Annotated in this window: 24 protein-coding genes; 11 read left to right on the plus strand and 13 right to left on the minus strand. The window is 73.8% G+C overall.

Annotated elements, in window-relative coordinates; all coding sequences use genetic code 11:
- Window positions 1-67: 67 nt before the first annotated feature.
- Entirely contained in the window at window positions 68-592 is a 525-nt protein-coding gene (locus ACFV18_RS22125; RefSeq protein WP_380485722.1) for a MarR family winged helix-turn-helix transcriptional regulator, read from the plus strand.
- 90 nt (window positions 593-682) lie between these two features.
- Here ACFV18_RS22125 and ACFV18_RS22130 read toward each other — a convergent pair whose 3' ends face one another.
- Window positions 683-952: a DUF2630 family protein gene (locus ACFV18_RS22130; RefSeq protein WP_380485724.1), complete on the minus strand. Its 270-nt coding sequence runs from the start codon at window positions 950-952 to the stop codon at window positions 683-685.
- A gap of 208 nt (window positions 953-1160) precedes the next feature.
- Between ACFV18_RS22130 and ACFV18_RS22135 the strand changes: the two genes are divergently transcribed.
- Entirely contained in the window at window positions 1161-1550 is a 390-nt protein-coding gene (locus tag ACFV18_RS22135; RefSeq protein ID WP_380485726.1) for an SCO5389 family protein, read from the plus strand.
- Window positions 1551-1618: 68 nt separating this feature from the next.
- Here ACFV18_RS22135 and ACFV18_RS22140 read toward each other — a convergent pair whose 3' ends face one another.
- Entirely contained in the window at window positions 1619-3052 is a 1434-nt protein-coding gene (locus tag ACFV18_RS22140) for an MFS transporter (protein ID WP_380485728.1), read from the minus strand.
- A 391-nt stretch (window positions 3053-3443) separates the two neighbouring features.
- On the opposite strand from ACFV18_RS22140, the gene ACFV18_RS22145 reads away from it, so the two are divergent.
- A complete protein-coding gene (locus ACFV18_RS22145; RefSeq protein WP_380485730.1) occupies window positions 3444-4043 on the plus strand; it encodes a TetR/AcrR family transcriptional regulator in 600 nt (199 codons plus the stop codon).
- 55 nt (window positions 4044-4098) lie between these two features.
- Here the strand turns inward: ACFV18_RS22145 and ACFV18_RS22150 are convergent, their stop codons facing one another.
- Together ACFV18_RS22150 and ACFV18_RS22155 are read right to left on the minus strand one after the other, a co-directional pair.
- Window positions 4099-4704, minus strand: coding sequence for a TIGR03086 family metal-binding protein (locus tag ACFV18_RS22150; protein WP_380485732.1), 606 nt, complete (start codon window positions 4702-4704; stop codon window positions 4099-4101).
- A 61-nt stretch (window positions 4705-4765) separates the two neighbouring features.
- Complete coding sequence (locus ACFV18_RS22155; RefSeq protein ID WP_380485734.1) at window positions 4766-5335, minus strand: DJ-1/PfpI family protein; 570 nt, start codon at window positions 5333-5335, stop codon at window positions 4766-4768.
- Between the two features lie 234 nt (window positions 5336-5569).
- Here ACFV18_RS22155 and ACFV18_RS22160 point away from each other — a divergent pair, with 234 nt between their 5' ends.
- Entirely contained in the window at window positions 5570-6370 is an 801-nt protein-coding gene (locus ACFV18_RS22160; protein WP_380485736.1) for a tyrosine-protein phosphatase, read from the plus strand.
- Window positions 6371-6410: 40 nt separating this feature from the next.
- Here the strand turns inward: ACFV18_RS22160 and ACFV18_RS22165 are convergent, their stop codons facing one another.
- Complete coding sequence (locus ACFV18_RS22165) at window positions 6411-7097, minus strand: VOC family protein (protein WP_380485738.1); 687 nt, start codon at window positions 7095-7097, stop codon at window positions 6411-6413.
- A gap of 64 nt (window positions 7098-7161) precedes the next feature.
- Window positions 7162-8166, minus strand: coding sequence for a PHP domain-containing protein (locus ACFV18_RS22170; protein ID WP_380485740.1), 1005 nt, complete (start codon window positions 8164-8166; stop codon window positions 7162-7164).
- A 175-nt stretch (window positions 8167-8341) separates the two neighbouring features.
- On the opposite strand from ACFV18_RS22170, the gene ACFV18_RS22175 reads away from it, so the two are divergent.
- Together ACFV18_RS22175 and ACFV18_RS22180 are read left to right on the plus strand one after the other, a co-directional pair.
- The gene (locus ACFV18_RS22175) at window positions 8342-9268 is read left to right on the plus strand and encodes a diiron oxygenase (protein WP_380485742.1); all 927 of its coding nucleotides are present in this window, start codon (window positions 8342-8344) and stop codon (window positions 9266-9268) included.
- Window positions 9269-10395: 1127 nt separating this feature from the next.
- A complete protein-coding gene (locus ACFV18_RS22180; RefSeq protein WP_380485744.1) occupies window positions 10396-11889 on the plus strand; it encodes an MFS transporter in 1494 nt (497 codons plus the stop codon).
- Window positions 11890-11909: 20 nt separating this feature from the next.
- On the opposite strand, the gene ACFV18_RS22185 is transcribed toward ACFV18_RS22180, so the two are convergent.
- Entirely contained in the window at window positions 11910-12569 is a 660-nt protein-coding gene (locus tag ACFV18_RS22185; RefSeq protein WP_380485746.1) for a hypothetical protein, read from the minus strand.
- Window positions 12570-12766: 197 nt separating this feature from the next.
- Window positions 12767-14206: an adenylosuccinate lyase gene (gene purB / locus ACFV18_RS22190; protein ID WP_380485748.1), complete on the minus strand. Its 1440-nt coding sequence runs from the start codon at window positions 14204-14206 to the stop codon at window positions 12767-12769.
- A 130-nt stretch (window positions 14207-14336) separates the two neighbouring features.
- Between purB and ACFV18_RS22195 the strand changes: the two genes are divergently transcribed.
- Together ACFV18_RS22195 and ACFV18_RS22200 are read left to right on the plus strand one after the other, a co-directional pair.
- Complete coding sequence (locus ACFV18_RS22195; protein WP_380485750.1) at window positions 14337-16559, plus strand: HelD family protein; 2223 nt, start codon at window positions 14337-14339, stop codon at window positions 16557-16559.
- 32 nt (window positions 16560-16591) lie between these two features.
- Window positions 16592-16948 carry a DUF6204 family protein gene (locus ACFV18_RS22200; protein WP_380485752.1) on the plus strand — a complete coding sequence of 119 codons (357 nt, stop codon included), beginning with the start codon at window positions 16592-16594 and terminating at the stop codon, window positions 16946-16948.
- Window positions 16949-16955: 7 nt separating this feature from the next.
- On the opposite strand, the gene ACFV18_RS22205 is transcribed toward ACFV18_RS22200, so the two are convergent.
- From ACFV18_RS22205 to ACFV18_RS22220, 4 genes are all read right to left on the minus strand, one after another.
- Window positions 16956-17873, minus strand: a complete 918-nt coding sequence (locus ACFV18_RS22205; protein WP_380485754.1) for a DUF2797 domain-containing protein — start codon at window positions 17871-17873, stop codon at window positions 16956-16958.
- Window positions 17874-17884: 11 nt separating this feature from the next.
- Window positions 17885-18328, minus strand: coding sequence for a MarR family winged helix-turn-helix transcriptional regulator (locus ACFV18_RS22210; RefSeq protein WP_380485756.1), 444 nt, complete (start codon window positions 18326-18328; stop codon window positions 17885-17887).
- A gap of 83 nt (window positions 18329-18411) precedes the next feature.
- A complete protein-coding gene (locus ACFV18_RS22215) occupies window positions 18412-18798 on the minus strand; it encodes a DUF3037 domain-containing protein (RefSeq protein ID WP_380485758.1) in 387 nt (128 codons plus the stop codon).
- A complete protein-coding gene (locus tag ACFV18_RS22220) occupies window positions 18798-19553 on the minus strand; it encodes a HipA family kinase (protein ID WP_380485760.1) in 756 nt (251 codons plus the stop codon). The genes ACFV18_RS22215 and ACFV18_RS22220 overlap by 1 nt, the downstream gene beginning before the upstream one ends.
- A 144-nt stretch (window positions 19554-19697) precedes the next feature.
- Here ACFV18_RS22220 and ACFV18_RS22225 point away from each other — a divergent pair, with 144 nt between their 5' ends.
- The gene (locus ACFV18_RS22225) at window positions 19698-21056 is read left to right on the plus strand and encodes an NAD(P)/FAD-dependent oxidoreductase (protein ID WP_380485762.1); all 1359 of its coding nucleotides are present in this window, start codon (window positions 19698-19700) and stop codon (window positions 21054-21056) included.
- Between the two features lie 103 nt (window positions 21057-21159).
- Here ACFV18_RS22225 and ACFV18_RS22230 read toward each other — a convergent pair whose 3' ends face one another.
- On the minus strand, window positions 21160-22503 hold the full coding sequence (locus ACFV18_RS22230) for an aminotransferase class I/II-fold pyridoxal phosphate-dependent enzyme (RefSeq protein ID WP_380485763.1): 1344 nt from the start codon (window positions 22501-22503) through the stop codon (window positions 21160-21162).
- 34 nt (window positions 22504-22537) lie between these two features.
- On the opposite strand from ACFV18_RS22230, the gene ACFV18_RS22235 reads away from it, so the two are divergent.
- Window positions 22538-23203, plus strand: a complete 666-nt coding sequence (locus tag ACFV18_RS22235) for a pyridoxamine 5'-phosphate oxidase family protein (protein ID WP_380485765.1) — start codon at window positions 22538-22540, stop codon at window positions 23201-23203.
- Window positions 23197-23844, plus strand: coding sequence for an FMN-binding negative transcriptional regulator (locus tag ACFV18_RS22240; RefSeq protein WP_380485767.1), 648 nt, complete (start codon window positions 23197-23199; stop codon window positions 23842-23844). The genes ACFV18_RS22235 and ACFV18_RS22240 overlap by 7 nt, the downstream gene beginning before the upstream one ends.
- The last annotated feature ends 16 nt before the right edge of the window (window positions 23845-23860 follow it).

Genomic DNA, 23860 nt, shown 5'->3' on the forward strand with positions numbered 1-23860 from the left:
GTATGGTCGGGATGTCGGCCCCGGGAAAGCCCGCGAGGCTCGGGGGACCTGGGAACGGGAGGGCCGGATGGCCACGCAGGGCGCCGCCGCGAACGCAACTGCCGCCGCCGCGAACGCAGCCGCCGCGGGCGTGCCCGGGGCGGGCGTGCCCGGGGCGGCCGCGCACGCGATCGCCGCGCCGGGTTCGGCGGGTTCGCCGCCGCTGTTGGTGGAGCTCGTGGCGCTCGCCCACCGCCGTCTCACCTCCGGCCTGGCGACGGCGCTCGCCGAGGAGGACTGCACGGTCGACCAGTGGCGGGTGCTGCGGGCGCTCGCGGACGGCGAGGGCCGGGCGATGGGCGAGTTGGCGCAGGCGCTGCTGATTCCGCAGGCCAGTCTGAGCCGCCTGGTCGATGCCCTCGCGGATGCCGGGCTGGTCTACCGGCGCCAGGACGAGCGGGACCGCCGCCGGATCACCGCCCACCTCTCCCGCCAGGGCCGCACCCGCCTGACCCGCCTCGACGCCCTCGCCGCCGCCCACGACGCCGCCGTCCGCGCCGCCTGCGGCCGCCCCGACCCGTCCGGTCCGCTCACCCGCCTCGCGTCGGTCTGACACCACCCCGGCCCGGCCACGAACGTCTGCGGCGCGCCTGGGGCCGGTCTCCCAGGCCCGCGTCGCAGGGCAGCCGGTTTGAAGACCGGCCTAGGACTCGTAGCGCTCGATCTCCTCGACGCTGCGCACGCCGGCCTGGTTCGGGTCCTCGCCGGCGTCGGTGCGGGCGCGGCGTTGGCGCAGCAGGTCCCAGCACTGGTCGAGTTGTTCTTCCAGGTCTTTGAGTTCGCGCTGTTCGGTGGACTGGTCGATGCGTCCTTCGGAGAGCGCGGCGCGCAGTTTCCGTTCCTCGTCGACCATGGCGCTGATCCGGTCCAGGATGCGGCGGTCGGTGCCGCCGGCCTTGCCCTGCTCGTCCATCGGGGGCCTCCTCACGGTCCGCCTGTTCCTCACTCTAGGAAGCCGCGATGTGGGCCGCCACCAGGGCGGATCGGGGATGGCTCCCCTGCCGTGGCGTGGCGCCTTGGTCCGAACGGGGGAGCGTAATTGACAGGGCGTCGGAGGGCTTGCCAGGATCACTTATTGAAAACGACTTCCACTTCCATTCACCTCCGAAGGGCCCACCCCCATGTCGCTGGACGTCTCCCCCTCCCTGCTCTCGCTGGCCGAACGCGACGAGGTCGCCGACGCCGACTTCCTCGCCACCGTCCGCACCTCACTGCCCTACGCGTACCGGCTGGTCAACGACCTGACGGCGGAACTCGCCACCAGCGACGCCGAGTTCGCGGACAACACGGTCGCCCCGACCGACGCCGAACGCGCCCAGCTGCTGCGCGCGCTGGCCAGCGACTCGATCCGCGGGGCGCTGGAGCGGCACTTCTCGGTGAAACTGGCCTTCCAGAACTGCCACCGCCTGGCGGTCTTCCACCCGAACGCCGAAAACACCGCCGCCTACCGGGAGTTCACCTCCGTGCGGGCCCAACTGCTGAACCAGTCACCGGAGTTGCGGGACTGCTGACCATCACGGCACAAGGCCGCCGCCCTGCGCTTGCACCGGGGCGGCGGCACCCGCACGTCCAACTCGGCTCATCCGAGGGTGACTTCATTGTCCCGCTGGGCCGCGGCGGGCTCCACGGGCGCGGGTACCGGCCGGGTGCCCCGGGTCGGCACCAGCAGCGCGGCGAGCGCCGCGGCCAGGCAGAACGCCGCGAGCAGCGCGAAGCCGTGGGTGTAGCCGGACTCCATCGGGCGGCCGGAGGGCTGGAGGTGGCCGGTGACCAGGCCGGTCATCAGCGCGGCACCCATCGAACCGCCGATGGTGCGAATGTTGGCGTTCATGCCGGTGGCGGCGCCGGTCTGCGCGGGCGAGACACTCTGCACGATCAGGTTGCTCATCGAGGCGAACGCCAGGCCGACGCCGAGCCCGAACACGCCGGCCGCGACAGCGACGTCCGCCGGCGTGTCGTGCCGGGCGGCGAACAGCGCGCAGGCCACGGCGCACAGCAACGCACCGGTGACCAGCTGCGCCTTGGCGGGGAAGCGGCCGGCCAGGCGTCCGCCGAGGATGCCGGAGACGAACATCGCACCGACCATCGGCAGCATCAGCAGGCCGGCGCCGGTGACGGTGGAGCCGAAGCCGTAGCCCGCACTGGCGGGGGTCTGGACGAAGCCGGGCAGGAACGCCCACACGGCATACATGCCGCCGCCGAACAGCAGGGCCGCGGTGTTGGTGGTCCACACGGCGGGCAGCCGCATCACCCGCAGGTCGATCAGCGGGTTGCGCGAGCGGGCCTCGTTCACCACCCAGAGCGCGAACAGCACCACGGCGGCGGCCAGCAGGCCCAGCACCCGGGCCGATCCCCAGCCCCACTGAGCGGTCTGACTGACCGGCAGCAGCAGAGCGACCAACCAGCCGGAGAGCAGTACGGAGGAGATCCAGTCGACGCCGCCCTCACCGCGGGTCGGCGACTCGGGGACGTAGCGCCAGGCGAGCAGCACGGTGGCGGCCACCACGATGACGGGGATCCAGAACAGCCAGCGGTAGTCCAGCGCGCCGACGATCGGCCCGGCCAGCACCATGCCGAGGCCACTGCCGACGGCGATCACGGCGGACAGGTTGCTGATGCCGGTGGGCACCCGCCCGGCCGGGAACTCGTCGCGGATGATGCCGAAGGACAGCGGGAACAGCGCACCCGCGATGCCCTGGAGAACGCGCGCGATCAGCAGCACCGCGATGTTGGGGGCGAGCGCGGCCACCAGGCAGCCGGTCAGCAGCGCGACCAGCGCCGCGACCAGGGTGCGCTTCTTGCCCACCAGGTCGCCGACCCGGCCGAGGATCGGGGTGAACACGGACGCGGACAGCAGGTAGGCGGTCATCACCCAGGTGACGGTGGACTGCGAGGTGTGCATCGCCTCCTGGACGATCGGCAGGGCCGGCGTGATCAGCGACTGGAGCAACGCGAACACGCCCGCCCCGACGGCGAGCACGCCGAAGGTGAGGCGGTGGGACTGGCGATTCATCGAACCCTCTCGGGACTCGGGTCGCGGCGCACGGGAACAACGGCACGCCACGGCGCACAACTGGCAGGCAGACACCCGGACGAGCGGGCGGTGGTGCGGAGAAGGAGCAGTGGTCCATCGGGCGAACGATCAATGCCCGTACGGTCAACGCGAATTGACGACAGTGGTGCAGGTTCCGTCAGTCCTGATTGACGACTGCGGTGCGGGCTCGGTCAACCCCGGTTGACGACAGCGATGCCGACACGGCGCGCCGACCCAAGCCGACATGCGCCGACCCAAGCCGACATGAACAGCCCGTCGCCGACCGGACGGCAGGCCGAAACCCGGGCCCCGATGCTAAAGTCGAGGCATGCCTCCAGATTAGCGGAGGTGAGCCTCCGGTTCAATCCGGATGTGTCGAAACGAGGTCACCGTGTCCGAGCCGATCTCCGTCGGCGAGTTCCTCGCCGCCCAGCGCCCGCGCCGCGCCGACGCCGCGCGCAACTTCGACGCGCTGCTCGCCGCCGCCCGCGAGGCCTTCGCCGAACACGGTGCCGAAGCCTCCCTGGAGGACATCGCCCGCCGGGCCGGCGTCGGCATCGGCACCCTGTACCGCAACTTCCCCACCCGCCGGCACCTCTTCGAGGCCGTCTACGCCAACGAGGTCGAGGACCTCGGCCGGGTCGCCGCCGGCCTGGTCGGCCAACCCTCCTGGGACGCCCTGATCACCTGGCTGCACCGCTTCGTCGACTACGCCATGACCAAGCGCGCCATCCGCGAGGCCCTCCAGGGCGAGGAGTCCGGCGTCTTCTTCGCCTGCCGCCAGTCCATGTACGACGCCGGCACCCCCCTCCTCCTGCGCGCCCAGCAGGACGGCACCGTCCGCACCGACATGGACATGGACGACCTGCTCCGCCTGGTCTCCGGCATCGCCTCGGTCGCCTTCCCGGACGACAAGCAGCGCGCCCGCGTCCTCGCCATCGCCCTGGACGGCATCCGCCCCCGCGCCTGACCCGTCCCTTCCCTGGCGCCCCCTCGCCCTGACGCCCCCTCTCCCCGGCGCTGCCTCAGTTGTCGCGGAACGGGTGCGCCGCGTCGCGTCCCACCAGGCCCAGCAGCCGGGTCTGCGGATCGGCGTCGTCCGGCACCGGCACCGCATCCGCGAACAGGCCCGAGGCTGCCAACATGCCTGCCTGCGGGGCGAGTTCGTCCAGGGCGAAGCTCGCGGCCGCCGGGTCCATCCGGGCGTCGGCGCCGATCCCGGTGGCCAGGTCCCAGCTGTGCACGATCGCGTCCACCGTCATCTCCCGGGCGTACCCGGCCGCCCGCCGCCGTCCGTAGGAGAGGTGCACGGTGCGCCGCAGCGCGCCGGGGGCGGCGAACGCGGCCCGGGCGGCGTCGGCGGCGGCCGTCCACGCCGCCACCGGGTCGTCGCCGAGCACCTCCCCGTCGTAGCGGTCGCCGACCTCGGCGATGGTGGCGCCGTTGAGCAGGTCCGGCACCCACAGCTGTTCGTAGGTCAGGTGCCCGACCAGTTGGCGGACCGTCCAGTCGGTGCACGGCGTGGGAGCCTGCCAGCGGTCGTCGGGCACGGCGCGGACCAGCCGGCCGAAGTGGTCCAGGGCCTGGGCGTGCAACGCGAGCAGGGCCTGGTCGTCGAGGTGTGTCGCCATGGGCCCCACGCTTGCCCGCCCGCGACTTCCGGGCAAGGCGACACCCCGCGCTCCGGACGGACTACTCGTTGACCGGGGCCTTCTCGCGCAGCAGCTCCACGAACGCGCGCATCCAGCCCGGGTGGTCCGGCCAGGCGCGGGCGGAGACCACTGTGCCGTCCACCACCGCGTCCCCGTCCACGAAGCTCGCCCCGCCGGCGGCCACGTCCGGCTCCAGCGCCGGGTACGCGGCGGTGCGGCGGCCGGCCATCGAACCCGTCCGCAGGGTGATCAGCGGGCCGTGGCAGATCTGCGCGAGCGGCTTGTCGTCGGCGACGAAGTGCGCGACGATCCGCTGCACCTCCGGGTTGTTGCGCAGGTACTCGGGCGCCCGGCCGCCGGGCAGCACCAGCGCCACGTACTGCGCCGGGTCCACCTCGTCGAACGCCAGGTCGGCGGGCCAGGTGTAGCCGGCCTTCTCGGTGTAGGTGTCGAAGCCGTCGACGAAGTCGTGCACCACGAACTGCAGGGTCTTCCGGGTGGGCGCGGCGATGTGCACCTCGTAGCCCTCCTCCAGCAGCCGCTGGTAGGGGTAGAACACCTCCAGCGACTCGGCGGCGTCGCCGGTGATGATCAGGATCTTCGCTGCCATTCGGGGCTCCCGTTCCTTCCGCGCGTTCGGCACACCGCCCACCCCGGCGGGGCCCGCGCTGCCCACCCTGCCCGCTGACGCGCCGTCAATCAATGGGGCGCGCGCAGCACGGCGCACCGCCCGGCGTGCGCTCCGCCGCTCGGTGCAGCATCCCGCCCGGCCGGGGGTACTCCGGGGGCGACCCGCCCGGGGCGCGCCTAGCGTGCTGGCAAGTCCGCCGGCAGGGAGGTCGTCATGCAGCACTCGCACATCATTGACTCCGCCACCGTCGCCAACCTGCGCGATCTCGGCGGCATCGACCTGCCCGGCGGCGCCCGGGTGCGCTCCGGACTGGCTTTGCGCTCCGGCCAGTTGGACCGGCTCGACCCGACCGGTGACCCGATGTTCGAGGCGCTCGGCGTGCGCACCGTGATCGATCTGCGCAGCGGCGCCGAACGCGCCGCCTACCCGGACCGGGTGCCCGGCGGGGCGCACCTGCTGGTCGCGGACGTGCTCGCCGACCGGGCGGGCAACGGCGTGGCCACCGCGCTGACGGCCGCGCTCGCCGACCCGGCCACCGCCAACCGCACCCTCCGCGGCGGCCGCGCCGCGCTCGCCCTGCGCGAGGACTACCGCGCCTTCGTCACCTCCGCCGCCGCCCGGCACGCCTACAAGCAGCTGCTCACCGCCCTCGCGCACCAGGGCGGCGGCCCGGTGCTGTTCCACTGCACGGCGGGCAAGGACCGCACCGGCTGGGCCGCCACCTTGATCCTGCTGCTGCTCGGCGCGGACGAGGAGACCGTGCGCACCGAGTACCTGTCCGTCGATCCGGCGGTGCACGTCCGGTACGCCCCCTTGCTGGAACGTTTCCTCGCCGGGGGCGGCGACCCGGAGATCGCCGACGCGATCCTCTCGGTCCGCACCGAGTACCTGGCCGCCTCCCTGGACACCCTCACCGACCACTGGGGCGACCCGGAGAGCTACGCCCGGGCCGGCCTCGGGCTCAAGGACGAGACCCTGGAGAGCCTCCGCAACCGCCTGATCCGGACAGCCTGACCCGGACAGCCTGACCCGGACAGCCTGACCCGGGCCGGCGTCAGCCCGCCGCGCCGGCCGCGCCGACGCAGACCTCGTTGCCCTCGGGGTCGGCCAGCACCCAGAGGCCGGGGGCGTGCTCGTCCGTCACCAGGCGCCCGCCGGCGGCGAGCGCGGCGGCGACCCGCTGCTCCGCGACGTCGTACGGCACCCACACGTCCACGTGCAGCCGGTTGCGCTGCGGCCGGGGCTCGTCCATCTGCTGGAAGTAGAACGGCGCGCTGCGGCGGGCCGGGTCGATCAGGTCCTCGGGGCTCCCGGCCCGGTCGCGGTAGCCGAGCACGGCCCGCCAGAAGGCGACCACGGTGGGCATGTCCAGGGCGTCCACGGTGACCTGCACGGTCTGCACGGCGTGCGGCTCGGCGGCGGCGCCGAGTTCGCGGGCGGCGGCGGAGATCCGGCGGGCCAGCTCGATGTGGTGCTCCGTCAGCCCGTAGTAGTCCTCGCCTGCCGCGATCAGGCGGACGGTGACGCCCTCGGGACGCAGGTCCACGTCCGGCGCGCCGAGGCCGTCCACTGCGGTGGCGATGGCGGCCACCAGCCGGGTCCCGTCGGCGAAGGACGCGGTGCGGAAGAACGTGCACGCCCCCTCGCCCAGGACCCGCCAGTCCTCCGTGCCGGGCGCGGCATGGAAGGCCAGCGGCCGGATCCTACTGTCGGTCGCCGCCTGAAGCTGATGATCATTCATCCGAGCAGCGTAGCGCCGCACTCCGACAATGTGATCACCGCGATTGTGATCACCGTGAATGCGATCACCCCGCTGCGGTCCAGGCCAGTAGGTGATCGACCGACCAGGCGGTGATGATCCGCTCGGCGTCCAGGCCCAGCGCGGCGGCGCGTTCGCAGCCGGTGATCTGCCAGTCGAGCTGGCCGGGGGCGTGCGCGTCGGTGTCGATGGAGAACAGGCAGCCGAGGTCGGTGGCGAGGGTGAGCAGGTCGTCGGGCGGATCCTGGCGGTCGGGGCGGCAGTTGATCTCGACGGCGGTGTCGTGCTCCCGGCAGGCGGTGAAGACCGCCTCCGCGTCGAACTCGGACTGCGGGCGCGGCTTTCCGCCCAGTCGCCGCCCGGTGCAGTGGCCGAGCACGTCGACCAGCGGGTTGCGGACGGCGGAGAGCATACGGCGGGTCATCGCGGCGCGGTCCATCCGCAGCTTGGAGTGCACCGAGGCGACCACCACGTCCAGCCGGCCGAGCAGTTCCTCGTCCTGGTCGAGCGAGCCGTCGTCGAGGATGTCGCACTCGATGCCGGTGAGCAGCCGGAACGGGGTGAGCCGGCCGTTCAGATCCTCGATCACGTCGAGCTGTTCGCGCAGCCGCTCCGCGCTCAGGCCGCCCGCGACCGTCAGGCGCGGCGAGTGGTCGGTGAGCACGGCCCAGCGGTGCCCGAGGCCGCGGGCGGTGCGCGCCATCAGTTCGATCGGGGCGCCGCCGTCGGACCAGTCCGAGTGCAGGTGACAGTCCCCCTGGAGCTTCTCGCGCAGCCGGAGCGCGGCGGTGGACGGCGCGGTCCCGGCGGCGGCCCGGGCCTCGGCCTCCAGCAGGTACTGCGGGGTGCGGCCCGCCGTGGCGTCGGCGATCACCCGGGCGGTGACGGGTCCGACGCCCGGGAGGCGTTCGGCGGTGGCGACGTCGACCGGCCCCGCGGGCAGCCGAGTGGCGGCTTCGGCGGCGGTGCGGAACGCCTTGACCCGGTACGGGGAGGCAAGTTCACGCTCCAGCAGGAAGGCGATGCGTTCCAGGGCGGTGACCGGATCCATGCGGCCAGTCTGCGCGGGGCCGCAGGGGGTCGCATGCGGGCCGCAGCCGGACGGCCGTGGGGCGCGGGCCGAACGACTGCGGGGCCGGTGATCTGCGCCAAACCCTTGTTGACACTCTGTCTCATTGGTTTACTCCTCCTGGAGCCCCTGCCCCCGCCACCTCCGGAGCCCGCCCATGCCCGACACCGCAGCCCCCACCGGGACGATCGCCCAGCAGCGCAACGCCGACCGCGAACTCAACGCCGCCCGCCTGCTGCGCGCCTCCGCCAAGCACTCCTTCGACCCGCTCACCGAGATCGACTGGACCGCCCCCGTCGACCCCGACCTGTACGCGCTGCCCGCCCACCGCGTCGCCCTGTACGGCACCCCGCTCTGGGAACGCCTCGACGAACGGCAGCGGGCGCAGCTGAGCGTCCATCAGTTCGCCTCCACCACGGCGGCCGGCATCTGGTTCGAACTGGTCCTGATGGAGGGCCTGATCCGACACGTCTACGCGAACGACCTCACCACCGGGCACGCCCAGTACGCGCTGACCGAGGTCGCGGACGAGTGCCGGCACTCCACCATGTTCGCCCGCTACATCACCGCCACCGGCTACCCGTCCGCCCGCCCCACCAAGCGCGCGGACCGGCTCGGGCGGCTGCACTTCCTACTCAACGACACCACGATGACCTTCGCCGGGGCGATCTTCGTGGAGGAGTTCACGGACGCGATGCAGCGGGAGATGATCCGCGACGATAGCCTGCAGCCGCTGGCCCGCTCGGTCGCCCGGATACACGTCGTCGAGGAAGCCCGGCACATCGGCTACGCCAAGCCGGAACTCGAACGCCGCTGGGCCCGAATGCACCCCGCCCGCCGCGTCCTCTTCCGCCGCGCCCTCGCGACCCTGGCCCGCCAGTCCGTCGCCGAGATCGTCCACCCCCGCGTCTACACCCTCGCCGGCCTCGACCCCACCGAGGCCCGCCGCGCCGCCGCCACCAACCCGCACTGGCGCCAGGCTCGCATCGACTGGTCGCGCAAGGCCCTCGACTTCTTCACCGACCTCGGCATCATCACCCCGGCCACCACCCGCCACTGGCGCCGCGCCGCGCTCCTTTCCTGACCTCGCCCTGCCCGCCCACCCGCCCACCCACCCACCCGGCACCCCACCGCCCAACAGTCGCCCTGCGGGCGGCACGCCGGGCCGCAACACGGGAAAAGCAGCCTGGGCCCACCGCGGGCCCCGCTGCCTGCGGGCGGCCGGGGCCGTCTCCCGGGAGCTCCGCGCCACCGAGCCACAGGCCGGTCCCGTCCGCTTCGCCCCGTGCCGCCCCCGGCACGCCGCTGCCGACTGCTGGGGCACCGCTCTCCGCGCGCCCGCCGACCGACACCCGCACACGGGCCCCGCCACCCGAACGTGCATCCGCCCCACATACCGGTCCCGACCGCCTGCGCAACACTCCCGCTCGCCCAACCGCCCCCCACCCGAGCCACCCGAGCCACCCGAGCCACCCAAGCCACCCAAGCCACCCGAGCCACCCGCAGGGCAACTCCCCGCAGCACCACCCGCCCCTCCCGGGCTCCGCACCGACACCCCCGGAGGCCACCCTGCCCGAGAGCCGCCCCAGCCGCCCGCAGGGCAACTCCCCGCAGCACCGCCCGCCCCTCCCGTCCTCCCCGTCGACACCCTGGAGGCCATCCTGCCCGAGCCGCCCCAGCCACCCCAGCGGCCCGCAGGGCAACTCCCCCACAGCACCACCCGCCCTCCCAGGCTCCGCACTGACACCCCGGAGGCCACCCTGCGCGAGCCGCCCGAGCCGCCCGCAGGGCAACTCCCCCCGCCCCTCCCATCCTCCGCACCGACGCCCCGAAGGACACCCCGCCCCAGCCACCCGAACCGCCGCAGCCACCCGAACCGCCCCAGCCGCCCCAGCCGCCCGCAGGGCAACTCCCCGCAGCACCGCCCGCCCCTCCCGTCCTCCCGGTCGGCGGCCCGGAGGCCACCTCACCCCTCCCTCCTCAGCCGCCCGCAAAGCACTCCCCTCCTCCCCTCCAGCCACCCACGGACCATCACCCCCGGCCACCCCTACCGAGCCCACCGTCCCCATCGCACCGCAGGGCACTCTCTCCTCCTCCGCCCCCAGCCGCCCGCAGGGCAACCTCAACCTCCCCGGCCGCCCGCGTCGCGCTGCCGCCCGGAGGGCGTAGCGGGGTGGTGTCGGGGGCGGGTTCTGACGGAGGATTCGTTGCGTGAGCGATGCGGCGGGTGTGGCCGGCGGGATTCGGCTGGGGACGGGGCGTGGGCGGTGGGTCGTCGCGGCGACGGCGCTCGGGTCCGGGATGGCGTTGCTGGACGGCACGGTGGTGAATGTCGCGTTGCCACGGATCGGCGAGGACTTGGGGGCGAGTCTCGCCTCGTTGCAGTGGACGATCAACGCCTACATGCTGACTCTCGCCGCGCTGATCCTGCTGGGCGGTTCGCTCGGTGACCGCTACGGCCGCCGCCGGGTGTTCCTGATCGGGGTGTGCTGGTTCGCGCTGGCCTCTGCGGGGTGCGCCGCGGCGCCGACCGTCGAGGTGCTGATCCTGGCCCGGGCGCTTCAGGGCATCGGCGGGGCGTTGCTGACGCCGGGTTCGCTGGCGATCCTTCAGGCGGTGTTCCACGAGGACGACCGGGCGGGTGCGGTGGGCGCGTGGTCGGGTTTCGGTGGCGTCGCGGCGGCGGTCGGGCCGTTTCTCGGCGGCTGGCTGGTGGACGGCCCGGGCTGGCGGTGGATCTTCCTGCTCAATGTGCCGCTGGCGGCTGTCCTGGTGGCGGTGACGGCGCGTCATGTCCCGGAGAGCCGCGACCCGGACGAGGAGGGCCGGTTCGACGTGCTGGGTGCGCTGCTCGCGGCGCTCGCCCTGGCGGGGATCACATATGCGCTGACGGAGGCGGGTTCCGGCCTGACCCCGGGGGCGGTCGTCGCGGGGCTGGCGGGTGTCGTGCTGACCGCCGCGTTCATCTTCGTCGAGCACCGTTCGCCGAATCCGATGCTGCCGCTGTCGCTGTTCCGGTCCCGGCTGTTCACGGCGGTCAATCTGGTCACGTTGTGCGTGTACGCGGCGTTCAGCGGGGTGTTCCTGCTGTTGACGGTGCAGTTGCAGATCGTCGCCGGGTTCACGCCGCTGCTGTCGGGGGTGGCACTGGTCCCGATCACGGTGCTGATGCTGCTGTTCTCGGGGCGGGCGGGGCAGTTCGGCCGCGCGGTCGGGCCCCGGTTGCCGCTGACGGCGGGGCCGTTGCTGGTGGCGGCGGGGGTGCTGCTGATGCTGCGGATCGGCCCGGACGCGAACTACTGGCTGGACGTGCTGCCCGCGGTGACCGTCCAGGGCGCGGGTATGACGCTGCTGGTGGCGCCGCTGACGGCGACCGTCCTCGCCGCGGTGGATGTGCGTCGCGCGGGCATCGCGTCGGGGGTGAACAACGCGGCCGCGCGCGCCGCGGGTCTGTTCGCCGTCGCCGCGATCCCGCCGTTGGCGGGCCTGAGCGGCGAGGCGTACCGGATCCCGGCGGAGGTGGACAGCGCTTTCCGTACCGCGATGCTGATCTGCGCCGGCCTGCTCGCCGCCGGTGCCCTGCTGGCCTTCGCCACCATCCGCGCGGACGCCCTCACCCCGCCTCACCCGATCGCCGAACCGGACTGCGACTGGTACTGCGCCCCGACCTCCCCGCCGATCCATCCGAACAGCGAGGAGGCCTGAGGGCGCGTCTCCCGAGGCCGTTACTTCAGGACGGCGGTCACGGTGGGAATCGGCATCGTGTGGGGCCCCGTCGGGCCGGGGGTGGGCGCCCCGGTCGGCTGCTGCGGCGCCGTCGTCGTCGGTGCGGGGTAGACCGGCGCGGGAGGTTTGATCGGTACCCCGGTGGGCGCGGGCTTCTGCGTGACCGGTGTCCCGGTGGGCGTGGGCGCCTTCGTGGTGCCGCTGGGGGCCGGCATGCTCGTGCCGCTGGGTCCCGGCGCCGGAGGCGTCGTCGTCGCTCCCGGGCCCGGTGAGTTGTCGACGTACCCCCAGCTGACGTCGATGGGACCGCCGTTGGGGTCACCGCCGAGCGCCAGGAAAGCCCCGCGCGACAGATCGAGGTCGTGCAGCGGCATGCCGGCGGGCCCGCGGTCGACGACGGTCGCGACGATCGACGTCCCTCCGTGCTGGATCCAGACCGACTGGAAGCAGTGCGGCGTCGAGTATCCGTTGCCGTACTCGGTGGGGCTCAGTGCCACCACCAGGTCGCCCGGTGCGGACGTCACGCCGCAGGCGCCGAGACCCACGGGGTAGTACGTCGCCCGTCCCGTGTAGGCCGCGCTGGGCGAGGCCGTCACCAGCGTGAGGCCGCCGGCGAGCAGCAGCGCAGCCGCTCCGGTCTTCGCCATTCGTGCCCTCATGAACTCCTCTTTCTCTGCCTGCCCGCGCCAACCGGCGCCGGCAGACCCTACGCTCGCAGCCCCCGCTCACGCCTGACTCACGTTCGACGTGCGCGGGCCTGTTCAGCGGCGTGCCGCCCGGTCGTCGCATGCACGGAAGCCCCGGAGAGCTCCTGCGGGTGCAGGGCCTTCCGGGGCTTCGCGAAGGGGGCGGAGCGTCAGAGAATGTCGCCCGGCGCGTACGTGGCGGCCTCGGGGTGGGCGGCGGCGACGGCCTCGATGCGGCGGACGAGTTCGCCGACCTGGGCGGCGGCGGCGCCGGTGAAGGAGAGGCGGTCGGCCAGCAGGGCGTCGATCGCCTCGCGGTCGAGCGGGATCCGGGCGTCGGCGGCGAGCGCCGGGACGAGGGTGTTCTCGCGGGCGCCCTCGCGCATCGCCAGCGCGGCGGCGACGGCGTGCTCCTTGATGACCTCGTGCGCGGTCTCCCGGCCGACACCGGCCCGGACGGCCGCCATCAGGACCTTGGTGGTGGCCAGGAACGGCAAGTAGCGGTCGAGTTCGGCCTCGATGACGGCGGGGAAGGCGCCGAACTCGTCGAGGACGGTGAGGAAGGTCTCCAGCAGGCCGTCGAAGGCGAAGAACGCGTCCGGCAGCGCGACCCGGCGGACCACGGAGCAGGAGACGTCGCCCTCGTTCCACTGGTCGCCGCCGAGCTCGGCGGTCATCGAGGCGTAGCCGCGCAGGATGACGGCGAGGCCGTTGACGCGCTCGCAGGAGCGGGTGTTCATCTTGTGCGGCATCGCCGAGGAGCCGACCTGGCCGGCCTTGAAGCCCTCGGTGACCAGCTCGTGGCCGGCCATCAGGCGGATCGTCTTGGCGATGCTGGACGGGCCGGCGGAGAGCTGGACCAGGGTGGAGACCACGTCGTAGTCGAGCGAGCGCGGGTAGACCTGGCCGACCGAGGTGAAGACGTTGTCGAAGCCGAGGTGGCCGGCCACCCGGCGCTCCAGCTCGGCCAGCTTCTCGGCGTCGCCGCCCAGCAGGTCGAGCATGTCCTGCGAGGTGCCGACGGGGCCCTTGACGCCGCGCAGCGGGTAGCGGGCGATCAGCTCTTCCAGGCGGGCGAAGGCGACCAGGACCTCGTCGGCGGCGGTGGCGAAGCGCTTGCCGAGGGTGGTGGCCTGGGCGGCGACGTTGTGCGAGCGGCCGGCCATCACGAGCTCGCCGTACTGGGCGGAGAGCCGGCCGAGGCGGACCAGGACGGCCACCGTGCGGTCGCGGACGTGCTCCAGCGACTGGCGGATCTGCAGCTGCTCGACGTTCTCGGTGAGGTCGCGCGAGGTCATGCCCTTGTGGATCTGCTCGTGCCCGGCGAGTTCGGAGAACTCCTCGATGCGGGCCTTCACGTCGTGCCGGGTGACCTTCTCGCGGGCGGCGATGGACGCCAGGTCGACCTGGTCGACGACGCGCTCGTAGTCGGCGATCGCGGTGGGCGGCACCTCGATGCCGAGGTCCTGCTGGGCCTTCAGGACGGCCAGCCACAGGTGGCGCTCGAGGACCACCTTGTGCTCGGGGGACCACAGCTGGGCCAGGGTCGCCGAGGCGTACCGGGAGGCCAGGACATTGGGGATCTTGGGCTTCGCGCTCACGCTTCGCAAGCCTAACAGTCGAGGTCAGGAGCTCGTGCAGCGCATCCACCGTGCGGGCGGGCAGGCGGACGGGTAGCATGGCCGGTTGCATCCAGTTTCACATGCCACTTCACAACTTCCTCAGGGCTAGGATATCACGTTGACCGAACAGATGGCAAGCGACGCCGTCCTCGCGGCCGAACTCCGTACCGAGCAGCGCCGGTTGACGGAGCTGTACGCCCGCCTGGACACCCTGCGCGAGCAGGCCCGCACCGACCTGGAGCAGGCCGGCGCCGAGCACACCGGGCCGGGCGGCACCCAGCAGGCCCGGCTGGAGCGGGAGGTGGTGCTCGCCGAACGCACCCGCCGGCTGGCCCGGCTGACGGCCGTCGAGCGCGGCCTGTGCTTCGGCCGGATCGACGGCCGCGACGGCACGGTCCGCCACCTCGGCCGGATCGGCCTGCTGGACGAGGAGTTCGAACCACTGCTGCTGGACTGGCGGGCCCCGGCCGCCCGCCCGTTCTACACGGCGAGCGCCGCCGACCCGGCCGGCCTGCTGCGCCGCCGCCACCTGCGCACCCGCCGGCGGGAGGTGGTCGGTCTGGACGACGAGGCGTTCGACCTGGACGCGCTGGGCGCCGACGGCCGGCGCACCCTGGTCGGCGAGGCGGCGCTGCTGGCCGAACTGCGCCGGGCCCGGACGGGGCGGATGCGCGAGGTGGTGGCGACCATCCAGGCCGAACAGGACCGGGTGATCCGCTCGGGGCTGCACGGCACGGTGGTGGTGCACGGCGGGCCCGGCACCGGCAAGACGGTGGCCGCGCTGCACCGGGCCGCGTACCTGCTGTACACCCACCGGGAGGTGCTGGAGCGGCGCGGCGTGCTGGTGATCGGCCCGAACCGGGCGTTCCTGCACTACATCGAGGAGGTGCTGCCCTCGCTGGGCGAGACGGAGGTGCTGCTGCGCACCCTCGGCGAACTGTTCCCGGGCGTGCGCGCGGTTGACGCGGACCAACCGGAAACCGCTTTCCTGAAGGGTTCGCCGAGGATGGCGGACGTCCTCGCGGAGGCGGTGCGCCTGCACCAGCGGCTGCCCGCCGGGGACGGCCTGATCGAGGCACTCGACCTGCCGCTCCCCCACCGGCTGCTGGCCGTGGCCCGGGAGCGCGCCCGCGGCCTGCGGCTGCCGCACAACGCGGCCCGCGCCGAGTTCCTGCGCACCGCCCTGCGCGGCCTGGCCCGCGCCCGCGCGGACGCGATCGGCCGCCCGTGGGACGAGGAGGAGGCCCGGTACGCGCCCGGCGAACTGTGGGCCGAGCCGGCGGTCCGGGCCGCCCTGGACGCACTGTGGCCGCTGCTGACGCCGCACCGGCTGGTCGAGTCGCTGCTCGCCGACCCGGAGCGCCTGGCCCCGTCCCTCTCCCCCGCCGAACGCGCCGCCCTGCACCGCGCACCCGGTGCGCCGTGGACGGTGGAGGACGTCCCGTTGCTGGACGAGGCCGCCGAACTGCTCGGCAGCGACGGCGCGGAGCAGCGCCGGGCCGCCGCCGAAGGGCGCCGGGCCCGGGCGAATGCCGAGGCGTACGCCCGAGGGGTGCTCCAAGTGACCGACCAGGAGGGCGAGTTGGACGCGGCCGCGCTGGCGGACCGGCACGCCGGCGCGGGGCCGTACCGCTCGACGGCGGAGCGGGCCGCGGCGGACCGGGAGTGGACGTTCGGGCATGTGGTGGTGGACGAGGCGCAGGAGTTGTCGGCGCTGGCCTGGCGGATGGTGATGCGGCGGATTCCGACCCGTTCGCTGACGGTGGTCGGCGATCTGGCGCAGACCTCTTCGGCGGCGGGCGCGCAGGACTGGCAGGAGATGCTGGGCCGCTACCTGGGCACCCGCTGGCGGGAGGAACGGTTGAGCGTCAACTACCGCACGCCGGCGCCGATCATGGCGGTGGCCGCGGCGGTGCTGGCGGCGGTCGATCCGGCGGCGCGGGCCCCGGAGTCGGTGCGGGCGGAGGGGGAAGCGCCGCGGGCGGTCGTCGTCACGGACTACCCGGCGCAGCTGCCGGCCCTGCTGGCCCAGGACGGGCCGGGCACCACGGGCCTGGTGGTGCCGGACCGGCGGCTGGCCGAGCTGGCGCACCTGGGGGCGCTGACTGCCGTGCAGTGCAAGGGACTTGAGTTCGACGCGGTGGTGGTGGCCGACCCGGCGGCGATCCTGGCGCAGTCCCCGCGCGGCGGCCACGACCTGTACGTGGCGCTGACCCGGGCCACCCGGCGGCTGACCGTCGCCCACCACGGCCCGCTGCCGGAGCCGCTGCGGGCGGCCATCGAGCGGACGGGGCCCGAGCGGACGGAGCCCGAACGGACAGGGTCGCCGAAAATGGGGTGATCGGGACAGCCGGAACGGGCTAGGGTCCCGCCATGACGACTCGTACGTTCCGGATCATGGTGCGCGGTTCCTTCGACGCCCTCACGCCCGAGCAGCACGCCGAACTGACCGCCGCGGCGGCCGAACACGACGTGCTGCAGGCGAAGTTCACCGACGAGGGGCATCTGACGTACGACCTGTCGGCGCGCCCGTTCTTCACCTTCCGGTTCCTGGAGTACGGGGAGGCGGAGGAGGACATCGTGGCGGCGTCGGTACGCGCGGAGACGGCGGCGGAGCTGTGGCTGACGGACCGGGGGTACGGCTACAAGAACCTGAAGTCGCAGGCGCAGGACATGTCGCTGGCGGCGGTCGGTGCCCGGGGCAAGCAGGAGGCCCGCAGGAAGGCCTGACGACCGGTCAGAACAGCGTGTCCTGCTCGGCGGCGGGGCGGGCCCGGGGCAGCAGGGTGAGGCCGTCGCAGGTGTCGGCGGCCTCGGCGTGCAGGGTCCAGCCGGTGAGCAGGCGGGTGTCGAGGAGCAGCGGGGGTCCGGCCGGCGGGTCGAGGAAGAGGTGGCCGCCGATCGGGCGGCGCAGTCGTCCGGTCAGGCGGGCGCCGTCGCTCAGTGCTTTGACCTGCTGGTACTGCTCGGGGGCGCCCGCGGTGAGGCCGTAGAGCTCGACCTGGTCGGTGACGGGGTGGTCGGGCAGCAGCGTGAGCGGGTGCCCTGCGAGGAGTTGGTGGGCGCGGGTGCGGCCGGCGGTGAGTTCGGCGTGCCGGTCGGCGGGGGTGGGCAGCGTCCACCAGGCGGGGTACTTGGCGGCGGCGGGGATCCGTTCGCGGGCCAGTTTGGCGTGGGCGACGGTGAGTTCGGCGCGGCGGACGGCGGGCAGCGGGCCGTGGGCGAGGAACGTCCAGGTGAGGGCGGCCTGTTCGAGCAGGCGGACGGTGCCGCGTTCTTCGGCGGTGAGGCCGACCTTGAGCAGCCCGGGGCCGAACCAGGCGAGGTAGAGGCGGTAGGTGCGGCCGTCGTCGAGGATGCGGTCGCGGGCGAGTTGCAGGCCGCGGTCGGCGTTCTGGCAGGTGGGGCACTGGGTGGTGGTGCCGTCGGGTTCGAGGTGCGCGTGGTGCGGGCAGGGGCGGTGGCCGCGGGCGGTGGCGGCGCCGGTGCAGCGGCGGGGGCCGGCGATCCGCCAGGCGACGGGGAGGCCGTCGGTGAGCGGCCGGGTGTGGCTGGTGCGGCCGTCGGTGGCGGTGAGGCGGGGTGCGCCGTCCTGCCAGCGCAGCCCGGTGGAGGTCCATCCGTTCGCCTGGTGCATCGGCTGAGCGTAGGTCATGCGACGGACAGTCAGGGGCGCAGCAGCGGCAGGACCTGTTGGCAGAGCCGGGACAGGGCGGTGCGTTGTCCGTCGTCGAGGCTGTCGAAGGCCTGGCGGGCGCGGGTCATGTCGTCGCGGATCCGGTCGAGGACGGCGCGGCCGTCCTCGGTGATGGTGACGATCTTGACGCGGCGGTCGGCGGCGGCGGCTTCGCGGCGGGCCAGGCCGAGTGCTTCGAGGCGGTCGACGATGCCGGTGACGTTGGAGGCGTCGCAGCCGAGGCGTCCGGCGAGGGCGCGCATGGGGACGGGTTCGAGGACGGCTTTGAGTGCTTTGGCCTGCGAGGAGTTCAGGCCGTGGCGGGCCGCGGCGGCGGCGAAGTCCTGGAAGTAGGCGGCGCCGACGGCCGCGACCTGTTCCATGAGTTCGGTGGTGGTGGGTGCGGCGGTGCCGGTGCCTGTGGTGCTGCCCATGGCGGTCAGGGTACGCCCATCGTTTCAGTGCCTCAAGTATTGAGTGAGGCAAGCAGTTGGCCGGTCGCGGTGGTGGATGGGTCTCACAGCACCAGACGGTCGAACAGGTGGTGGAGTTCCGCGTCCGGATCGGCGGTCAGGCCGGTGTGCACGGGGCCGGGCTGGACGACGGCGCTGCGCGGGGCGGTGAGCCAGCGGAAGCGCTGTCCGGGGCTGTCGGCGGCGGCCGGCCCGGCGGCTTCGCCGCCCTCGCAGACCGCTTGGATGCCGCGCAGCGCGCGCCGCACGCCGGCCACGTCGGCGACGGCGTCGAGGGCCAGCAGCCGGCCCTGGTCGAGGTGGGTGCGGGCGCCGAGGTAGCCGGAGTCCCGGCAGTACAGCAGGACGCCGATGTTGACGCACTCGCCGCGCTCGACCCGGGGGACGGCGCGGATCAGCGCGTACTCGTAGTCCTTGGGGTGCTGATCCATCAGGCGTCCACCTCCGGGAGCCAGTCGCGGGGCCCGGCGAGGCGGGCGGTGAGCTGCGCACGGTAGGCGGCGCGGACGGCCTCGGGGGTGTCGAAGCCGGGCTCGTCGGTGAGCCACACGTCGGGGATCGCGGCGACGGCGGCGGGCAGCGCGGCCTCGGCGAGGGCGGCGAGTTCGGCGTCTACCTGGGGCAGGTGGCCGGCGGCGTGCCGCAGGGCGTGGTCGGAGGCGTCGTAGGGCTTGCGGCGCCAGGCGTCGGCGCGCGACCAGCTGTGGTGGAAGATCAGGCTGGCGCCGTGGTCGATGAGCCGCAGGCCGCCGGTGGCGACCAGCAGGTTGGGGTTGCGCCAGGACCGGTCGACGTTGCCGATCAGGGCGTCGAACCAGAGCACCCGGGCGGCGGTGTCGGTGTCGGTCTCGAAGCACAGCGGGTCGAAGTTGAGCGCCCCGGACACGTACGCCATGCCGAGGTTGGTGCCGCCGCTGGCCCGCATCTGGTCCTGGATCTGCACCTCGGGCTCGCTGCGGGCGAGCACCGGGTCGAGGTCGATCAGGGCGAGTTCGGGCACCGGCAGGCCGAGCCCGCGGCCCAGTTCACCGGCCAGCACCTCGGCGACCAGCGCCTTGCGGCCCTGGGCCGCGCCGACCCATTTCAGCACGTACATCCGGCGGTCGTCGGCCTCGATCAGGCCGGGCATCGAACCGCCTTCGCGCAGCGGCGTCGCGTAGCGGACGGCCGTCACCTCGGAGAGCATCCCGACAGCCTAGCGGCCCTCACCGGCGGCTCGGGCCGGGCAGCGGCCGCGGCCGGTTGGAGATGCACCCGCCGTGGGCCCGTGCGAATGTGGCCAACAGTCGTCCTTAGTCAGTCACGGACCCGCAAACGTAGGGGATGAACGATGGAACGACCTCGGATCCTGATCGTCGGCGGCGGCTTCGCCGGGCTGGAGTGCGCGCGTCGTCTGGAGCGCAAGCTCGCCCCTTCCGAGGCGGAGATCTCGCTGGTCACGCCGTTCAGTTACCAGCTGTACCTGCCGCTGCTGCCGCATGTCGCGGCCGGGGTGCTGACCCCGCAGTCGGTGGCGGTCTCGCTGCGGCGCTCGCTGCGGCGCACCCACATAGTGCCGGGCGGGGCGATCGGCATCGATCCGCGCTCCAGGGTCGCGGTGGTCCGCAAGATCACCGACGAGGTGGTGGCGGAGAAGTACGACTACCTGGTGCTGGCGCCGGGCAGCGTCACCCGCACCTTCGACATCCCGGGCCTGCCGGACTACGCGCGCGGCATGAAGACGCTCGCCGAGGCGACCTACATCCGCGACCACGTGATCGCCCAACTCGACCTGGCCTCCGCGTCGATGGACGAGAAGGAGCGGGCCTCGCGGCTGCAGTTCGTGGTGGTCGGCGGCGGGTACGCGGGCACCGAGACGGCGGCCTGCCTTCAGCGGCTGACCACGGCGGCCATCAAGCGCTACCCGCGGCTGGACCCGGACCTGATCAAGTGGCATCTGATCGACATCGCACCGAAGTTGATGCCGGAGCTGGGCGACAAGCTCGGCCGGACCGCGATGGAGATCCTCAGCAAGCGCGGCGTGGACGTCTCGCTGGGCGTGTCGGTCGCGGAAGTGGGCGCGGAGACGGTCAAGTTCACCGACGGCCGCACGCTGCCGTGCCGGACGCTGATCTGGACGGCGGGCGTGGCCGCGTCGCCGCTGATCGGCACCCTGGACGCGGAGACGGTGCGCGGGCGCCTGGCGGTGACGGCGGAGATGCGGGTGCCGCAGTTCGAGGGCGTGTTCGCGCTCGGCGACGCCGCCGCGGTACCGGACCTCGCCAAGGGCGACGGCGCGGTGTGCCCGCCGACCGCCCAGCACTCGGCGCGCCAGGGCCGGCAGCTCGCGGACAACCTGGTGGCGGCGCTGCGCAACCAGCCGCTGCAGCCGTACTTCCACAAGGACCTGGGCCTGGTGGTCGACCTCGGCGGCAAGGACGCGGTGTCCAAGCCGCTGGGCGTCGAACTGCACGGCCTGCCCGCCCAGTTGGTGGCACGCAGCTACCACGTGATGGCCATGCGCACCAACAGCGCGAAGTACCGCACCAGCGCGAACTGGCTGCTGAACGCCACCGCCGGCGACGACTTCGTCCGCACCGGCTTCCTGGCCCGCCAGCCCGCCCGCCTGCGCGACTTCGAGTACACCGACGCCTACCTCTCCCGCGACCAGGTCCGCGAACACGCCCAGTCCCTGCTGGCCAAGGGCTGACGCCCCGCCCGCCCGTCCCCCGCCCGCACGGGGCGGGGGCCTCGTCACAGGACGTACGGGTACAGCTCGGCGTGCTCACAGGGGACGGTCACCCCGGTGCGTCTCAGGTGACCCGGGAGCCGTGGGCGGGGCCGTGCAGGGCGGCGGCGACGGCGGCGGCCAGGACGGGGGCCTCGGTGGGGTGGAGGGTGCCGATGCCGATCCGGATCGCGGGCGGGGAGGCGAGGCGGAAGCGGGAGCCGGGGGCGACCACCCAGCCGCGGTGCAGCAGGGCGGCGGCGACGGCGGTCTCGTCGGGCACGGGCACCCAGACGTTGACGCCGCTCTCGCCGTGGGCCCGCACGCCGTGCGCGGCGAGTGCGGTGAGCAGCGCCTCGCGCCGGGCCCGGTAGGCGGCGGCGATCGCGGCGGCGGGCGCGGCGTCGGTGCGGCGCAGTTCGACGACGGCGCGTTGCAGCAGGTGACTGACCCAGCCGCTGTCCAGGCGCTGGCGGCCGAGGACCCGGGCGACGGTGTCGGCGTCGCCGGTGAGGACGGCGACCCGCAGGTCGGGGCCGAGGGCCTTGGCGGCGGAGCGCACCAGCGCCCAGTGGGTGACGGTGGTGCCGCCGTGGCCGTCGGCGGCGAGCGACCGGAAGGGCTGGTCGACCATGCCGTGGCCGTGGTCGTCCTCGATCAGCACGGTGCGCGGGCGGGCGGCGAGGACGGTGCGCAGCGCGGCGGCGCGGGCGGGGGTGAGGGCGGCACCGGTGGGGTTCTGGGCGCGGCTGGTGACGATCAGGGCGCGGGCGCCGGCGTCGAGGGCGGCGGCGACGGCCTCCGGGAGCGGGCCTTCGTCGTCGAGCGGGACGGGCGCGGTGCGCAGGCCGAGGGCGGGGAGGAGGTCGAGGACGCTGCCCCAGCCCGGGTCCTCGACGGCGACGGTGTCGCCGGTGCGCAGGGTGGCGGCCAGGACGCGGCCGATGGTGTCCAACGCGCCGGAGCAGACGGCGAGTTCGCCCTCGGGGGCGCCGTCTGCGCGGAACTCGGCGCGGAAGCCGTCGAGGAGTTCGGGTTCGGCGACGGGGTGGCCGTACAGGACGGTGGGGCCGGCCGCGGCGGCGGCGAGGGCGGGACCGAGCGGGGGCAGCAGCGTGGGGTCGGGGTTGCCGGCCGACAGGTCGCGGGCGCCGGGCGGGACGGGCAGCCGGGCCTCGTCGCGGGGGGTGGTGGCGGGGCGGGGACGGATCCGGCTGCCGCGTCGGCCGGCGGTCTCGATGACGCCGCGTTCGCGCAGCAGGCGGTAGGCGGCGGCGACCGTGTTGGGGTTGACGCCGAGCTCCGCGGCCAGGTCGCGCAGTGGTGGCAGGGCGGTTCCGGGCTCCAACTGCCCGTCGGCGACGGCGCGTTCGATATCGGCGGCGATCTCGCTGGCCCGCCGACCCGTGATCCGATACTCTCCTAGCACAAACGGAATTATGCACTAGTACAGAGGGACTGTCATGTCGGACGCGCCGAAGGACACGTACACCCGCAACGATCTCACCACCCCCACCCGGGACCGGGAGCAGGCCGACTGGGACCGGGACGCGGTGCACGCGATCCTGGACGCCGGATACCTGTGCCACCTGGGCTTCGTCCGGGACGGCGCGCCGGTGGTGCTGCCCACGCTGTACGCGCGGGTCGGCGAGCGGCTGTACATCCACGGCTCGACCGGCAGCCGCCCGCTGCGCGGCGCGCGCGGCGAGCAGGGCCTCGCGGTGTGCGTGACGGTGACGCACCTGGACGGCCTGGTGCTGGCGAAGTCGGCGTTCAACCACTCCGTCAACTACCGCTCGGTGGTGGCCCACGGCACCGCGCACCAGGTCACCGACCCCGAGGAGCTGCGGGTGGCGCTGGACGCGATAGTCGAGCAGGCCGTGCCGGGCCGCGCCGCGGACTGCCGGCCGGGCAACCCTAAGGAGCTGGCGGCCACGGCGGTGATCCGGCTGGAGCTGGACCAGGTGTCGGCGAAGACCCGCACCGGCGACGTGATCGACGAGGAGGAGGACCTCGACCTGCCGTACTGGGCGGGCGTGGTGCCTGTCGCCCCCGTGTACGGCGCGCCGGAGGCCTCCCCGCACTCGACCGCCGAGCTGCCCGGCTACCTGGCGGGCCCGGCATGCTGATCCGCGGTTGGGACCGGGGCACCGAGCCGGAGTGGCAGCAGTGGCTGGCCGCCGGGCGGGACTTCGGCACGCTGGCCGCCAACGGGCCCGAGGGCCCCGTCATGGTGCCCACGCATTTCCTGCTGGACGTCGGGGCGGGCGAGATCCTGCTGCACCTGGCCGCCCCCAACCCGCTGCTGGCGGCGGTGCGGGCCGACCCGCACGTGACGCTCGCGGTCACCGACGATTACGCGTTCGCGCCGGGCCGCTGGCGCGACGCGCCGTACACGCCGACCAGTTACTACGCCTCGGTGCAGTTCTCCTGCACCGCCGAGATCGTGGACGACCCGGCGGGCAAGGCGGAGATCCTCAACCGGCAGCTGGCGCACTTCCAGCCCGAGTGGCCCGAGGACCGGGTGACGGTCGGGGCGGCGCCGTACGGGCCGCTGCTGACCGGCGTGCGCGGGCTGCGGCTGACGGTGCGCCGGGTGCGGGCGAAGTTCAAGTACGACGACAAGAAGCCGGTGGAGCTCCAGCTGGAGATCGCCGAACGGCTGGCCGAGCGGTACGCGGCGACCGGCAACCCGCAGGACGCGGCAGCCCGGGCGCAGCTGCTGCGGCGGCGCACCCGCCGCCCGGCGCTCGGCGGTTCATCGGGCTGACGGCTCGCCGACTGCG

This window comes from Kitasatospora sp. NPDC059673 (assembly GCF_042734215.1).
Lineage (GTDB): Bacteria > Actinomycetota > Actinomycetes > Streptomycetales > Streptomycetaceae > Kitasatospora.

Coding starts and splice junctions, on each gene's coding strand:
- ACFV18_RS22150 (WP_380485732.1), bottom strand. CDS start 4,704: ATGGCGACACACCTCGACGACCAGGCCCTGCTCGCGTTGCACGCCCAG.
- ACFV18_RS22210 (WP_380485756.1), bottom strand. CDS start 18,328: ATGGGCAGCACCACAGGCACCGGCACCGCCGCACCCACCACCACCGAA.
- ACFV18_RS22175 (WP_380485742.1), top strand. CDS start 8,342: ATGCCCGACACCGCAGCCCCCACCGGGACGATCGCCCAGCAGCGCAAC.
- ACFV18_RS22170 (WP_380485740.1), bottom strand. CDS start 8,166: ATGGATCCGGTCACCGCCCTGGAACGCATCGCCTTCCTGCTGGAGCGT.
- ACFV18_RS22200 (WP_380485752.1), top strand. CDS start 16,592: ATGACGACTCGTACGTTCCGGATCATGGTGCGCGGTTCCTTCGACGCC.
- ACFV18_RS22140 (WP_380485728.1), bottom strand. CDS start 3,052: ATGAATCGCCAGTCCCACCGCCTCACCTTCGGCGTGCTCGCCGTCGGG.
- ACFV18_RS22235 (WP_380485765.1), top strand. CDS start 22,538: ATGTCGGACGCGCCGAAGGACACGTACACCCGCAACGATCTCACCACC.
- ACFV18_RS22215 (WP_380485758.1), bottom strand. CDS start 18,798: ATGGATCAGCACCCCAAGGACTACGAGTACGCGCTGATCCGCGCCGTC.
- ACFV18_RS22160 (WP_380485736.1), top strand. CDS start 5,570: ATGCAGCACTCGCACATCATTGACTCCGCCACCGTCGCCAACCTGCGC.
- ACFV18_RS22155 (WP_380485734.1), bottom strand. CDS start 5,335: ATGGCAGCGAAGATCCTGATCATCACCGGCGACGCCGCCGAGTCGCTG.
- ACFV18_RS22145 (WP_380485730.1), top strand. CDS start 3,444: ATGTGTCGAAACGAGGTCACCGTGTCCGAGCCGATCTCCGTCGGCGAG.
- ACFV18_RS22220 (WP_380485760.1), bottom strand. CDS start 19,553: ATGCTCTCCGAGGTGACGGCCGTCCGCTACGCGACGCCGCTGCGCGAA.
- ACFV18_RS22240 (WP_380485767.1), top strand. CDS start 23,197: ATGCTGATCCGCGGTTGGGACCGGGGCACCGAGCCGGAGTGGCAGCAG.
- ACFV18_RS22135 (WP_380485726.1), top strand. CDS start 1,161: ATGTCGCTGGACGTCTCCCCCTCCCTGCTCTCGCTGGCCGAACGCGAC.
- ACFV18_RS22225 (WP_380485762.1), top strand. CDS start 19,698: ATGGAACGACCTCGGATCCTGATCGTCGGCGGCGGCTTCGCCGGGCTG.
- ACFV18_RS22205 (WP_380485754.1), bottom strand. CDS start 17,873: ATGACCTACGCTCAGCCGATGCACCAGGCGAACGGATGGACCTCCACC.
- ACFV18_RS22125 (WP_380485722.1), top strand. CDS start 68: ATGGCCACGCAGGGCGCCGCCGCGAACGCAACTGCCGCCGCCGCGAAC.
- ACFV18_RS22165 (WP_380485738.1), bottom strand. CDS start 7,097: ATGAATGATCATCAGCTTCAGGCGGCGACCGACAGTAGGATCCGGCCG.
- ACFV18_RS22130 (WP_380485724.1), bottom strand. CDS start 952: ATGGACGAGCAGGGCAAGGCCGGCGGCACCGACCGCCGCATCCTGGAC.
- ACFV18_RS22185 (WP_380485746.1), bottom strand. CDS start 12,569: ATGAGGGCACGAATGGCGAAGACCGGAGCGGCTGCGCTGCTGCTCGCC.